General features: G+C 44.4%; 14 protein-coding genes. 10 read left to right on the plus strand and 4 right to left on the minus strand.

Annotated elements, in window-relative coordinates:
* The first annotated feature begins 133 nt into the window (after positions 1-133).
* Both psbA and ACQY1X_RS22360 read left to right on the plus strand, forming a co-directional pair.
* Positions 134-1,216, plus strand: a complete 1,083-nt coding sequence (gene psbA, locus ACQY1X_RS22355) for a photosystem II q(b) protein (RefSeq protein ID WP_002731626.1) — start codon at positions 134-136, stop codon at positions 1,214-1,216.
* Positions 1,217-1,751: 535 nt separating this feature from the next.
* Positions 1,752-2,702, plus strand: a complete 951-nt coding sequence (locus ACQY1X_RS22360) for an NAD-dependent epimerase/dehydratase family protein (RefSeq protein WP_430013577.1) — start codon at positions 1,752-1,754, stop codon at positions 2,700-2,702.
* Between the two features lie 463 nt (positions 2,703-3,165).
* Here the strand turns inward: ACQY1X_RS22360 and ACQY1X_RS22365 are convergent, their stop codons facing one another.
* Both ACQY1X_RS22365 and ACQY1X_RS22370 read right to left on the minus strand, forming a co-directional pair.
* Complete coding sequence (locus ACQY1X_RS22365; protein ID WP_430014705.1) at positions 3,166-3,837, minus strand: choice-of-anchor R domain-containing protein; 672 nt, start codon at positions 3,835-3,837, stop codon at positions 3,166-3,168.
* Positions 3,838-4,467: 630 nt separating this feature from the next.
* Positions 4,468-5,142 carry a choice-of-anchor R domain-containing protein gene (locus ACQY1X_RS22370; protein ID WP_430013578.1) on the minus strand — a complete coding sequence of 225 codons (675 nt, stop codon included), beginning with the start codon at positions 5,140-5,142 and terminating at the stop codon, positions 4,468-4,470.
* Between the two features lie 210 nt (positions 5,143-5,352).
* Here ACQY1X_RS22370 and ACQY1X_RS22375 point away from each other — a divergent pair, with 210 nt between their 5' ends.
* Positions 5,353-6,108 (plus strand): cobalt-precorrin-6A reductase, encoded by a 756-nt coding sequence (locus ACQY1X_RS22375; RefSeq protein ID WP_430015155.1) that lies wholly within the window; start codon positions 5,353-5,355, stop codon positions 6,106-6,108.
* A gap of 299 nt (positions 6,109-6,407) precedes the next feature.
* Here the strand turns inward: ACQY1X_RS22375 and ACQY1X_RS22380 are convergent, their stop codons facing one another.
* Complete coding sequence (locus ACQY1X_RS22380) at positions 6,408-7,235, minus strand: DUF3598 family protein (protein ID WP_016514764.1); 828 nt, start codon at positions 7,233-7,235, stop codon at positions 6,408-6,410.
* 37 nt (positions 7,236-7,272) lie between these two features.
* Between ACQY1X_RS22380 and panD the strand changes: the two genes are divergently transcribed.
* Both panD and ACQY1X_RS22390 read left to right on the plus strand, forming a co-directional pair.
* A complete protein-coding gene (panD, locus tag ACQY1X_RS22385; protein ID WP_002758245.1) occupies positions 7,273-7,692 on the plus strand; it encodes an aspartate 1-decarboxylase in 420 nt (139 codons plus the stop codon).
* Between the two features lie 74 nt (positions 7,693-7,766).
* A complete protein-coding gene (locus ACQY1X_RS22390; protein WP_287231710.1) occupies positions 7,767-8,954 on the plus strand; it encodes a TRC40/GET3/ArsA family transport-energizing ATPase in 1,188 nt (395 codons plus the stop codon).
* Between the two features lie 375 nt (positions 8,955-9,329).
* On the opposite strand, the gene ACQY1X_RS22395 is transcribed toward ACQY1X_RS22390, so the two are convergent.
* Positions 9,330-9,659, minus strand: a complete 330-nt coding sequence (locus ACQY1X_RS22395) for an NAD(P)H-quinone oxidoreductase subunit M (protein WP_002738864.1) — start codon at positions 9,657-9,659, stop codon at positions 9,330-9,332.
* Between the two features lie 184 nt (positions 9,660-9,843).
* Here ACQY1X_RS22395 and rpsO point away from each other — a divergent pair, with 184 nt between their 5' ends.
* The 5 genes from rpsO (at position 9,844) to ACQY1X_RS22420 (ending at position 13,099) form a co-directional block, all read left to right on the plus strand.
* Positions 9,844-10,113, plus strand: coding sequence for a 30S ribosomal protein S15 (gene rpsO, locus ACQY1X_RS22400; protein WP_002741886.1), 270 nt, complete (start codon positions 9,844-9,846; stop codon positions 10,111-10,113).
* A 24-nt stretch (positions 10,114-10,137) separates the two neighbouring features.
* Complete coding sequence (locus ACQY1X_RS22405) at positions 10,138-10,602, plus strand: PAM68 family protein (RefSeq protein WP_002738795.1); 465 nt, start codon at positions 10,138-10,140, stop codon at positions 10,600-10,602.
* A 58-nt stretch (positions 10,603-10,660) separates the two neighbouring features.
* Positions 10,661-11,716, plus strand: a complete 1,056-nt coding sequence (gene aroF / locus ACQY1X_RS22410; RefSeq protein WP_002750796.1) for a 3-deoxy-7-phosphoheptulonate synthase — start codon at positions 10,661-10,663, stop codon at positions 11,714-11,716.
* Positions 11,717-11,781: 65 nt separating this feature from the next.
* Positions 11,782-12,435 (plus strand): Uma2 family endonuclease, encoded by a 654-nt coding sequence (locus ACQY1X_RS22415; RefSeq protein WP_430013580.1) that lies wholly within the window; start codon positions 11,782-11,784, stop codon positions 12,433-12,435.
* Between the two features lie 7 nt (positions 12,436-12,442).
* The gene (locus tag ACQY1X_RS22420; RefSeq protein ID WP_069475708.1) at positions 12,443-13,099 is read left to right on the plus strand and encodes a Uma2 family endonuclease; all 657 of its coding nucleotides are present in this window, start codon (positions 12,443-12,445) and stop codon (positions 13,097-13,099) included.
* The last annotated feature ends 218 nt before the right edge of the window (positions 13,100-13,317 follow it).

The following is a 13,317-nucleotide window of genomic DNA, read 5'->3' on the forward strand; positions in this document are numbered from 1 at the left end:
ATAAGTAAAAGTTATGACATTGATAAAAAAACATTTCTTAAAACCCCTTTACATAACTATAAAAAGCCGATAGTATTAACTCATGTCAAACAACGAACCTTGACAACCTAATACATACAGAAATTATCCAACCATGACTACAACTCTACAACAGCGCGAGAGCGCTTCCCTGTGGGAGCAGTTCTGCCAGTGGATCACCAGCACCAACAACCGTCTCTATGTCGGCTGGTTCGGTGTTATCATGATCCCCACCCTGCTCACCGCCACCACCTGCTTCATCATCGCCTTTATCGCCGCTCCTCCCGTAGATATCGACGGTATTCGCGAGCCTGTAGCTGGTTCTCTGCTCTACGGAAACAACATCATCTCCGGTGCGGTTGTTCCCTCTTCCAACGCGATTGGACTCCACTTCTACCCCATCTGGGAAGCTGCTTCCTTAGATGAGTGGTTATACAACGGTGGTCCCTACCAGTTAGTCATTTTCCACTTCTTACTAGGTGTCTTCTGCTACCTCGGTCGTCAGTGGGAACTGTCTTTCCGTTTAGGAATGCGTCCCTGGATCTGTGTGGCTTACTCTGCACCTGTATCCGCCGCTACTGCTGTATTCTTAATCTACCCCATCGGACAAGGTTCTTTCTCTGATGGTATGCCTTTAGGAATCTCTGGAACCTTCAACTTTATGTTCGTGTTCCAAGCAGAACATAACATTCTGATGCACCCCTTCCATATGTTAGGTGTGGCTGGTGTGTTCGGCGGTTCTCTGTTCTCCGCGATGCACGGTTCTCTAGTAACTTCTTCCTTAGTGCGTGAAACCACTGAAATCGAATCTCAGAACTACGGTTACAAATTCGGTCAAGAGGAAGAAACCTACAATATCGTTGCCGCTCACGGTTACTTCGGACGTTTAATCTTCCAATACGCTTCTTTCAACAATAGCCGCTCCCTGCACTTCTTCTTGGGTGCTTGGCCGGTAATCGGTATCTGGTTTACGGCAATGGGTGTTAGCACCATGGCGTTTAACCTCAACGGTTTCAACTTCAACCAGTCGATTCTCGATTCTCAAGGTCGTGTAATCGGTACTTGGGCCGATGTGTTAAACCGCGCTGGTATCGGTATGGAAGTAATGCACGAGCGCAACGCTCACAACTTCCCCTTAGACTTAGCTAGTGGTGAACAGGCTCCTGTAGCTCTGACCGCTCCCGCTATCAATGGTTAATTCCTAGTCTGAACGAAAAGGCACTCCCGCGAGGGGGTGCTTTTTTGTTGTTAGAATTATGATAAGCGTTGCTGAATTAGGCGATGATTTGATAATTTTGGATTGATCCTCCTGAAGTCTTCTTTTGGATTGTTAGAACTATCTGTAAACATTAGAGTTCTTGCATAATTAATTTTTGATAGTTTAAAAATGAGAAGAATAGGCATAAAATTGCATAAAATCCCTGAATAGAGCATTTAATTGATTAATGATCATTCTTAATTCTCCTGACTACTGATACTAAATCCAGTTATTAAAAACTGATTATTTATTCCCCTTTGCCTTTTGCCTCTCCTCATAACTAGCCTGTACTCAACGGATTTAGTATGACTACTGGCTCGTGACTCCTCACCTAAAGAAAGATTTTTGATTTTTGCAAGAGATCTAATCTATCGATTTTGATCCCTAAAAGCTGACAGCGGACGGCGGAAATTAATTGCGGTAAAAAGAACAAAAATGATTACAATCGATACAAAATATCAACGACTAGGATTAAATGGCTACTCATATTGTTACTGGTGTCGCGGGTTTTATAGGTTCTAGCTTGGCAGAAAAGCTTTTAGAACAAGGAGATCAGGTGATCGGTATCGATCAATTTAACGATTATTACGACCCCAGTTTAAAGCGCCAAAATGCCCATATTCTAGCAAAATATCCCGAATTTAAGTTAATTGAAGCGGATATACAATCCCTCGACTGGAGACAACTGTTGCAAGGAGTAGAAGTATTATTCCATCAGGCAGCCCAAGCAGGAGTCAGAGCAAGCTGGGGTGATGGATTTCGTCAATATACCGAAAGGAATATAAATGCTACTCAAATTATCCTTGAGGCCGCTAAGGAAACCCCTTCTTTACAACGGATGGTTTTTGCTTCCACTTCCTCGGTGTATGGCAATGCGGAAACGATGCCGACTCCGGAAACCCTTTGTCCCCAACCAGTTTCACCCTACGGCATCACCAAATTAGCGGCAGAAAGACTCTGTTGGCTATATCACCAGAATTTTAACGTTCCCGTCACTGCCTTGCGTTATTTCACCGTTTATGGACCGCGGCAACGTCCCGATATGGCTTTCCATAAGTTTTTTCAAGCAGCGATCGCTGGTAAACCAATCGGCATCTACGGGGATGGCAAACAAACCCGCGATTTTACCTTCATTAGCGATGCTGTAGCCGCTAATTTAGCCGCTGCCGTCGTGCCGGAAGCGGTGGGTGAGGTGTTTAATATTGGTGGTGGCAGTCGCGTGGTTTTACTGGATGTCTTGGATACCATGGAAAAAGTCATCGGTAAACCGATCGAGCGACTGCATCAAGGATTGGCCCGGGGAGATGCCCGTCACACCGCCGCCGATGTCACCAAAGCGCGTACTATTCTAGGTTATAACCCCCAAGTCTCTTTAGCCGAAGGATTAACCCAAGAATGGCAGTGGATTCAGGGATTATATTGTTAAGTTAATTAGGGTTGGCTGAATATCAGTGGAAGCCTTGCTAAAAAATGGTTTCAGGGTTCCGCTTCCCAGTGCGCGAGGTTATTGTCTGAGTAACGCACAGAAAAGGGGTTTCTCCGAGAAATCCCTTTTCTACTCAAAAACTATCATATCCCCCCGCCTACCGGCACCCCCCTTATCAAGGGGGGCAGGGGGGATCGAACCCAAAATCTATCTTCAATTTAATTATAACCAGCCACTTATGTAATTAATTGTGTCCAGCTACTTAGAAACCATTTTTTTCAATTCTTGGCTCTCTCCCTTGTGGTGAGCAGTAGAGAAAGACTTTTTCTCGATTACCTCGTTTCCAGAGGTTCTAGCTCTTGTGTAACCTATCGGGGAAGGGAGGGAGACGCTGACTTTTCCTATTGTCAGGTGGAACCTTGGCACGAGACAAGAGAATCGAGTCGCCCCCACCCTACTGTTCCTATTTCCGTTTCTTCAGGCTAGAAGCTAACCCTAATCCTCCCAATCCTAACAAGGCAACCACGGAACCCGGTTCAGGGACGCTAGTGGGAGGAGCGTTCTCTGTTCCCTCAAGGCTAAATTGTAAAGGGCCACCCGTAGGAAGAATAATCCAAGATGCTGATTGATCGGAACTGGCAACGAAACCATCATCAATCGTCCAACCAGGGAGTCCTGTTTGATTGTTAGAGTTAGCAACACCCCATAAATACCCCAATCCAGTAAGTGAAGAAATACCACTGACTAACCAGTAAGTGGTATTAGCGGCTAATGCTTGCGGAGTAGTCAGGGTAAAGGTGTTATTGGCGAGAGTGGTAGTAATGGAAGCAGGGTTAGTAAAATTCGTTATCACAGTACCAGGTTGTCCACTGTTGTCGCTATAGAGACGAAGAAACAAGTTGGGACTGGCGCTGCTGATTTGTTGGAACAAAAGAGTAGCAGAATTAAGGTTATAACTGCCACTGCCAGTTGTAAAGCTTTTTCCTGTCCACTGGAAAAATGATACAGTCTCAAAAAAACTATTTGATTGACTTAAGTTCTCAACGAGGGTGACAGCAGAAGCTTGTTGTCCTAAACTTAGGGAAAGAAGGAGAGCAAGGCTACCCCCCCCCGATTTTTGCCAGAATTTGCTGATTTTGGGTCATTTTTGGAAGTCCTAAAGACAAAAAGGTTGAAATTGTTCTTGATTGATGATCTATCTTCTGAGCATCTGCTCGGAAAAAAGGTTTGTAGTAACTTAGCACAGATTAACTCGCTAGGTTGTACGGCCTCGTCCGCAGAATATAGAATTTAGTGTAGAAATGTCAAGTTTTTAAGATAGGTAGATGATAAGTACCTAAGCAAAATTAATTACACATTTCGATAAAGCTTTTGCCTCTTGCCTATTGCCTCTTGCCTGTCTTCACTAGGAAATTTATTTTGCATGACTACTTAAGTAGGGTTTGCGGCAAAAAGTTTGTTGGTGGGGGCAGGGTGTGGGGTGTGGGGTGTGGGGTGTGGGGTGTGGGGTTTTACCCATTTTCAGGCGGTCAATTACCTAATTTTCAGGGAAAAAGTGCCTAAATTTCCCCCCGATCACTCCCATATCCGGTACTTTTTGATTTCAAAAAGTCTAAAAGTCTTACCCAACAAGGTTTTTAGCTTTATTCAGCAAACCCTACATATATAACCTATCAGGTAAGGGAGGGAGACACTCCTTTTTCCCATTGCCAGATGGAACCTTGGCACGAGACAAGAGAATCGAGTCGCCCCCACCCTACTGTTCCTATTTCCGTTTCTTCAGGCTAGAAGCTAACCCTAATCCTCCCAATCCTAACAAGGCAACCACGGAACCCGGTTCGGGGACGCTAGTGGGTGGAGCGTTCTCTGTTCCCTCAAGGCTAAATTGGTAAGGCCCACCCGTAGGATCAGTGTCCCAAGATGCTGATTGATCTGAACTGAAAACGTAACCATCACCAATCGTCCAACCGGGTAGTCCTGTTTGATTGAAAGATTTAGTATAACCCCAATAATACTCCCCTCCACCAGTTGTACCACTGACTAACCAGTAAGTGGTATTAGCGGCTAATGCTTGCGGAGTAGCCAAGGTAAAGGTGTTATTGGTGAGAGTGGTAGTAATGGGAGTAGGGTTAGTAAAATTCGTTATCACAGTGCCAGGTTGTCCACTGTTGTCGCTATAGAGACGAACAAACAAGTCGGTACTGGCGCTGAATTCTTGGAACAAAAGAGTAGCAGAATTAAGGTTATAACTGCTACTGCCAGTGGTAAAGCTTGATCCTTGCCACAAGTAGTCAAAGGTTATACCTCCTGTGTCTGAATTTGATTGACTTAAGTTCTCAACGAGGGTGACAGCATAAGCTTGTTGCCCTAAGCCCAAAGAAAGAAGGAGAGCAAGGCTACCTCCCCCGATTTTTGCCAGAATTTGCTGATTTTTAGTCATTTTTGGAACTCCTAAAGACAAAAAGGGTGAAATTGGCCTTGATTGATGGTCTATCTTCTGAGCATCTGCTCGGAAAATAAACTTTGTGGTAACTTAGCACAGATTCCTCGTTTTTGGGAAAAAGTAGAGTGACCTAACCCCCAAAATCTCTTTCCTTTGCAAGGGAAGGTAGGAAGATGGAAAATTAGTTAACCTTTTGGCGATTGCTAGATGACTAAAAATAAAAGAGTGCTGATTTTAGGGGGAACAGGGGAAGCGGCGGTATTAGCGGCTAAAATTGCGGCAATTCCGGGTATAGATGCCATCGCTTCCTTTGCCGGTCGCACGAGAGAACCGATTACTTTCACAACTCCCTCTCGCCGGGGGGGGTTTGGTGGTGCCACTGGGTTAGCCAATTATCTGCGGCAAGAAGGCATTGATTGTTTAATTGATGCCACCCATCCCTTTGCCGCACAAATTTCCTTTAATGCCGCTCAAGCCGCCTCGGATTGTGGTATTCCTCGATTAATGTTAAGTCGTCCAGCTTGGGAAAAAGTATCTGGAGATAATTGGATTGAAGTAGAAAACAATCAAGCGGCGGCGAATATTTTACCAGAGTTAGCACCGAGGATATTTCTCACTATTGGTCGGCAAGAACTGGCAAGTTATGCACATTTAAACAATATCTGGTTTTTGATGCGGATGATTGACCCTCCGGAACCAGATGCCATCGTACCGATTGGAAAATTATTATTGGAACGGGGGCCTTTTTCCTTACAGTCAGAGCGCTCTCTTTTACAAGAATATAAGATTGGGGTGATCGTGAGCAAAAATAGCGGCGGTGATGCCACTTACGCCAAAATTATCGCCGCTAGAGAGTTGGGAATAACCGTGGTCATGGTACAACGTCCACCTGTACCTGAAGGAGAAAAAGTGGCGGATGTTCAAAGTGTCCTAGCATGGTTAGAAAAAAGACGGCTCTCTTGATGAGACCTCTTGCAAAAATCAAAAATCTTCCCTTAGGTGAGGAGTAGGGGGCTAGTATATTAGTAAGTAGTCGTGCAAAATTGATTTCTTGGTTAGGATAGGCACTCATGCAATAGGCAATAGGCAAAAGTTTTATCGAAATGTGTAATTAATTTTGCTTAGGTACTTATAATAGACTGGAACTTAATATAGCACTTTTCACATCACTGAGGTATCGACAAGTTTTGCCAACAAAGGGTTTAAGCCCCTTGCCTATGGCTCATGCTAATGAAAACTGCTATAGTATAATAGATAATAGTCTAATAGTTTTCTTTTTCCTCCGTCACCAGAGTAATACCCGTCCATTCTCCCTTCTGATCATAAGAACGAATTAGGCGCTGTCTTTGAGTAGGAGAAAGTAACCAACCTACCTCTAAAACAAAAGGATGACCGGCAGTAATTTTCAGAGGTGTATTACAGGAAGCTCCATCGGGCAGCAGTAGAATTTGCATCGGCAGCGGACTATTTTCAAACACCAATCTTTGTCCCTCAATACGAGCGCTAGAAGTGATTTGATGATCACCAAAAGTCAAAGTTTGCGAGAGATAATTATCCCCCTGACGCTCGATCGAGATATGGGTAGAATAGGCAGCAGAATTATAAAAATCCCGTCCCGTTGTCACTGCTTGTCCTCGCCATTGACCCAGTAATTGCTCCACCGTTAACATCGGTCTTTCTGGTGACTGAGAATCAACTAATTTTTCCCGAATTAAAGTCAAGCGATCGAACTCACAGCGTTCATTAAATAACTGTACGATTCTTAATCGTCTTTCTCCAGAGATTAAGCCAAATTCTGCTCCGAATTGTGAGGAAAAACTACTAAAATATAGAGAACCTTGACAAAAAGCTCCCGTCTGGCTAAATAGAATACCCTGATGCAGAGAACTATACTCTAAAATTAAATCTTCCGGCTCTCGATCGCTGTAGAGACGGCGAACCAATTGACGAATCGATTGATTATTATTAATGCCTTGCAAAGATACCAAAGTCGGGGTATCTTCGATCAAGTCGCCTTGGGGAGACAGACGAGTAAAAGAACCTTGCCATTGACCGAGATTTTTTAGTAAACATTCCCACTGGGAGAGCATAATAATTGAGGTAATTGGGGGAAATAGGAAAAAATACATGGGAACAATTCGATTAATGCACGCCAAACTCCATCGAGTGCGCGTCAGCGAGGCTAACGTCGATTATGTCGGCAGTATCACTATCGATCGAGAATTGATTGAGCGGGTCGGTATTTTGCCCCTTGAAGAGGTGGATGTGGTCAATCTTAGCAATGGTAAGCGCTTTTCCACCTACGTTTTTCCTGGCCAAACCGGGGAAATTTGCCCTAACGGTGGTGCGGCGCTGCTCTGTCAACCCGGAGATATTTTGATTATCTATGCCTACGAACAACGTCCGAGGCAAGAAGTTCTCGAAAACGGTCATTTTGCCAAAGTTCTCGTCGCTGATGCCGAAAATCGCTGTCAGCAATTTTTTGAACAGAGCCTAATTCCCCGGGGTGATGGTCAAGGAGTTGAATTTTATAGCCAAGAATGCTGATTCTTGTCCTCAATTTGTTAACTTTCCCGTCATAATAAGAATAAGTAATGTAAACTTTCTTAGAATCAGCCCCCATGCGTGTAATTCTCATGACCGGTAAAGGAGGCGTGGGTAAAACCTCCGTCGCCGCCGCTACAGGACTCCGCTGCGCCGAACTTGGCTATAAAACCCTAGTTCTCAGCACCGATCCCGCTCACTCTCTCGCTGACAGTTTCGATCTCGAATTAGGTCACGATCCTCGTTTGGTACGTCCCCATCTTTGGGGAGCAGAATTAGATGCACTAATGGAGTTAGAAGGCAACTGGGGCGCAGTAAAACGTTATATTACTCAGGTATTGCAAGCTAGGGGTTTAGATGGAGTGCAAGCGGAAGAATTAGCGATTTTACCCGGAATGGATGAGATTTTCGGCTTAGTTCGCATGAAACGCCATTACGATGAGGGTACTTATGATGTGTTGATTATCGATTCCGCACCCACGGGGACAGCTTTACGATTGTTGAGTTTGCCAGAGGTGGGCGGTTGGTACATGAGAAGATTTTACAAACCTTTACAGGGAATGTCGGTGGCATTGCGACCACTGGTGGAACCTTTTTTTCGACCGATCGCCGGTTTTTCCCTACCGGACAAGGAAGTTATGGACGCTCCCTACGAGTTTTATGAGCAGATCGAGGCTTTGGAAAAGGTTTTGACCGATAATACTCAAACCTCGGTACGTTTGGTGACAAACCCCGAAAAAATGGTGATTAAGGAGTCTTTACGCGCCCATGCCTATCTAAGTCTCTATAATGTTTCTACCGATTTAATTATTGCTAATCGGATTATTCCCGACAAAGTAACCGATCCTTTCTTTGCTCGTTGGAAAGAAAATCAACAGGGTTATAAACAGGAAATTTACGATAATTTTCATCCCTTACCAGTTAAGGAAGTTCCTCTCTACTCCGAAGAAATGTGTGGTTTACCCGCTTTAGAAAGACTGAAAGAAACTCTTTTTGCTGGGGAAGATCCGACTAAGGTTTATTACCACGAAAACACCATTCGGGTAGTTCAACAGGAAAATAACTACAGTCTGGAATTATATTTACCCGGCATACCCAAGGAACAGATACAACTAAATAAAACTGGAGACGAGTTAAATATTCGCATTGGTAATCACCGTCGTAATTTAGTTTTACCCCAAGCTTTGGCAGCCCTGAAACCTTCCGGAGCAAAAATGGAAGATGATTACCTGAAAATCTCTTTTAGCAACGTGGTAAAAGTGTAATTTCCCTAGATTGGGTGGGAAGTGGGGAGGTTTTCAGTGATCAGTAAACAGTGAACAGCGAACTGAAAACTCAAATCCTATCTCTGATAGCTGTCTCCCCTCAACCGTCTCGACTAGGAAATTAATTTTGCACGACCACTTATCTCTTGGATTTGGTGGGTAAAATGTACTCTAAGATATATTCCCCCTAGCGCGGGGGTGGAACGAACCACAAAGACACAAAGGACACAAAGATCGATCCTATGTAAGTTGAACTTATCACACAGAACCTAGAAGAGCCATTGTTCCCTCACCCCAATTCGTGAAATTCCTCATTGCTGCGATGCAAATTCCCCACCTGCCTAGGTGTCCGGGTGGGGACTGACGCGGGATCGTTCACCCTAATTTTGGTAAACCCATACTATAGTTCTGGACTCTGGCATTGAGATTATAGCTGATTTCGCCTTTTTGCAGGAGAGAACGGATAAAATGTTCCAGATCTGAACCGATGCGACGGAGATTATATTCGCTCAGTTCTTCCCCATTGTAGGACTCTACCAATTCATCAAACTTACTATAAACCTTATTGAGAGCCACTTCTTCCCAATTAAATTCATTATCGGGATCCACATCAAGAGTCAAAACATTGTTACTCTCGATTAATTGATTATTTTTTACTTCAGCCGTATAAATGCGAATATGACGGGTCGTGGATTTTAACAGCATGGAATCTTCAGGGTAAGTTAGACGCTATGTCTAAGATTTTGCCATGATTTGCGGCAATGGGGAAATGGGGTGTGGGAAGTGGGGAAGTTGTCTCATCACCCTATCACCCGAACAATGTTTACGGATCGACCAGAAACGTGATACTATAATAGATTGCAGTGTTTAAGCAGAGATCACGAGTCCTATGGCCTTAACCCAGACCAAAAAACAAGAACTAATCAGCCAATATCAGTCCCACGAAACCGATACAGGATCATCGGAGTTACAGGTAGCTTTCTTAACCGAGAGAATCAACCAACTGACCGAACACCTGAAAGCTAACCCAAAAGACCACGCTTCCCGCCGGGGATTACTCCAGATGATCGGTCGTCGTCGGGGACTGTTAACCTATATTCAGAAGAAAGATCAACAACGTTATCAAACCCTGATCGGTCGTCTCGGAATTCGCCGTTAAGCTTACCCCCCTTGCATCCCTACCATGGCCTCTGAATCGAAATCGACGGAGAAAAAAGAGCGTCTTCCCTTTGAGCCGCGCCAAAATAAGCGAAAAACCCCGAAAATTGCCCCTAGTCCCGTGCCACCGCCGATAAAGAATCGCTCCGAGGAAACCAGCTTAAAGGCAATTCCCCAAGCGGTCAGTCAACGGATGGCCAAACGGATGGCGGTATTTTGTGGCATTCCGACAGTATTGGGGATAACTTCCTTTTTTGGCTTCTACTGGATTATTAGCCACAATCTTCTCGAAATCCCTTCCTACGTCGCCATGCTCGTCAGTTTAAGCCTATTTGGTCTAGGTTTTATCGGTCTGAGTTATGGCATCTTCTCCGCTTCTTGGGACGAGGATCGGGTGGGGGATTGGCTAGGATGGCAAGAATTTCAAGCTAATTTTGGCAGAACGATCGCTGCTTGGCGGTCCGGCAAAAAAGAAGTGGAAGAAAAATAGATAACCTCTAGAAATCGTCAACAATAGAGATTAAAGGAAAAAATAAAGGGTTAATGCCATGATTATTGTCATGAAAGTTGGTTCCCCGGAAATTGAAATCGAGCGCGTCAGTGCCGAATTCGAGGCATGGGGATTAAGTCCCGAAAAAATCGTCGGTAAGCATAAAGTTGTCATCGGTTTAGTCGGAGAAACCAGGGAATTAGACCCCCTACAAATCCAAGAATTAAGCCCTTGGATCGAAACCGTCCTGCGAGTCGAACAACCCTTCAAACGCGCCTCTTTAGAATACCGTCACGGGGAATACAGCGAGGTTTTAGTCCCCACTCCTAACGGTGTTATCCCCATCGGCAGAAATCATACCGTTAGCATTGTCGCCGGCCCCTGTTCGGTGGAAAATGAGGCGATGATCGTGGAAACTGCCAAACGAGTGGCAGCAGCCGGAGCGCAATTCCTCCGGGGTGGTGCCTACAAACCCCGCACTTCTCCCTATGCTTTCCAAGGTCACGGGGAAAGCGCTTTAGAATTACTAGCGGCGGCTAGAGATGCCAGTGGTTTGGGTATTATCACGGAAGTAATGGACGCGGCGGATCTCGATAAGATTGTCGAAATAGCCGATGTGGTGCAGGTGGGGGCCCGCAATATGCAGAATTTTTCCCTCCTGAAAAAAGTTGGGGCGCAACCGAAACCAGTCCTACTCAAGCGCGGCATGGCGGCCACTATTGAAGATTGGTTGATGGCGGCAGAATATATCCTCGCGGCAGGAAATAGCAATGTCATTCTCTGCGAACGCGGTATCCGCACCTTTGACAGTAAATATACTCGCAATACCCTAGATTTATCCTGTATTCCCGTTTTAAGAACTTTAACCCACCTGCCGATCATGATCGATCCTAGCCACGGTACGGGTAAATGGGAATATGTCCCGACCATGGCCATGGCTTCCCTGGCAGCTGGGGCTGATTCCTTGATGATCGAGGTGCATCCTAACCCAGCGAAGGCCCTATCTGATGGGCCGCAATCCTTGACCCCCGACCGATTCGATCGATTAACTCAGGAGTTAGCGGTCATTGGTAAGACGATCGGGCGTTGGCCCCAGGTTCCGGCACTGGTTTAATTAAGATGGTCAGGGGGTGAATCAACCCCCTTTTTTGGGCATAAATTTCGCTTTTCGGGGCAGTTATGGTGACAGTTCCTCTGGAGTTAAATACTGAGCAAATTAGGGGCGAAAAACGGGTAGTTTTTAATCATCTCAGTTGGTTATCCTATCGGCAAATTTTACAGGCCCTAGGGGAAAATAATCGCGCCCATTTATTTTATGATCGTGGCACTTTAGAGATTACTATGCCCCTAGAAGAACACGAGTTTTATCGAGAATTAATTGGACGTTTTATCTATTTTTTAGTGTCCGAATTGGGTTTAAAAATTAAAAGTCTGGGTTCCACAACTCTAGCTAGGGAAGATTTAGAACAAGGGGCAGAACCCGATAATGCTTACTATATTCAAAATCAAGCTAAAGTGCTAGGAAAAAGAATTAATTTAACTGAAGATCCGCCCCCAGATTTAGTGGTGGAAGTGGATATAACCCACACGGATATTAATAAATTAGCACTTTATGCCCGTTTGGGAGTGCCGGAATTATGGCGTTTTAATGGACAAATCTGGCGCATTTATCGGTTAGAAAAGGAAGGTTATCAGGAAGAAGAATTTAGTCCCACTTTTCCCCTAGTTCCGAAAACTAAACTCTATGAATTTTTAGCCACTGCTCAAGAGGATGAAGTCAGGGCAGAAAAGAATTTAAGAGCATGGGTTGTTAGTCAACTAGCTGAAAGTTGAGGTAATTATGGTGACAGTTCCTCTGGAGTTAAATACTGAGCAAATTAGGGGCGAAAAACGGGTAGTTTTTAATCATCTCAGTTGGTTATCCTATCAGCAAATTTTACAGGCAATAGGGGAAAATAATCGCGCCCATTTATTTTATGATCGTGGTACTTTAGAGATTACTATGCCCCTAGAAGAACACGAGTTTTACCGAGAATTAATCGGATTATTTATTCGGATTTTGGTGGTAGAATTGGGTTTAAAAATTAAAAGTCTGGGTTCCACAACTCTAGCTAGGGAAGATTTAGAACGGGGGGCAGAACCTGACAATGCTTACTATATTCAAAATCAAGCTAAAGTGCTAGGAAAAAGGATTAATTTAACTGAAGATCCGCCCCCAGATTTAGTGGTGGAAGTGGATATAACCCACACGGATATTAATAAATTAGCACTTTATGCCCGTTTGGGAGTGCCGGAATTATGGCGTTTTAATGGACAAATCTGGCGCATTTATCGGTTAGAAAAGGGGGTTTATCAGGAAGGAGAATTTAGTCCCACTTTTCCCCTAGTTCCGAAAACTAAACTCTATGAATTTTTAGCCACTGCTCAAGAGGATGAAGTTAAAGCAGAAAAGAATTTAAGAGCATGGGTTGTCAGTCAACTAGCTAAAAATAATTAACTAGGGTTTGCGGCAAAAAGTTTGTTGGTGGGGTTAGGAGCCGGTCGTCAGGAGACAGGAGACAGGAGAATTAAGAATGAGTAATAATCAATTAAATGGTTTATTTAGGGTTGGCTGAATAAATGTGAAATGTAGGCAAGGTAAGGGTTTTGTGGCTCTTCTCTTGAAACAGGTGCCAGATTTTGAGAGAATCGTCCTTCAAAACCTTGCGTCTTCAT

This window comes from Microcystis protocystis FBCC-A270 (genome assembly GCF_050500235.1).
Lineage (GTDB): Bacteria > Cyanobacteriota > Cyanobacteriia > Cyanobacteriales > Microcystaceae > Microcystis > Microcystis ichthyoblabe_A.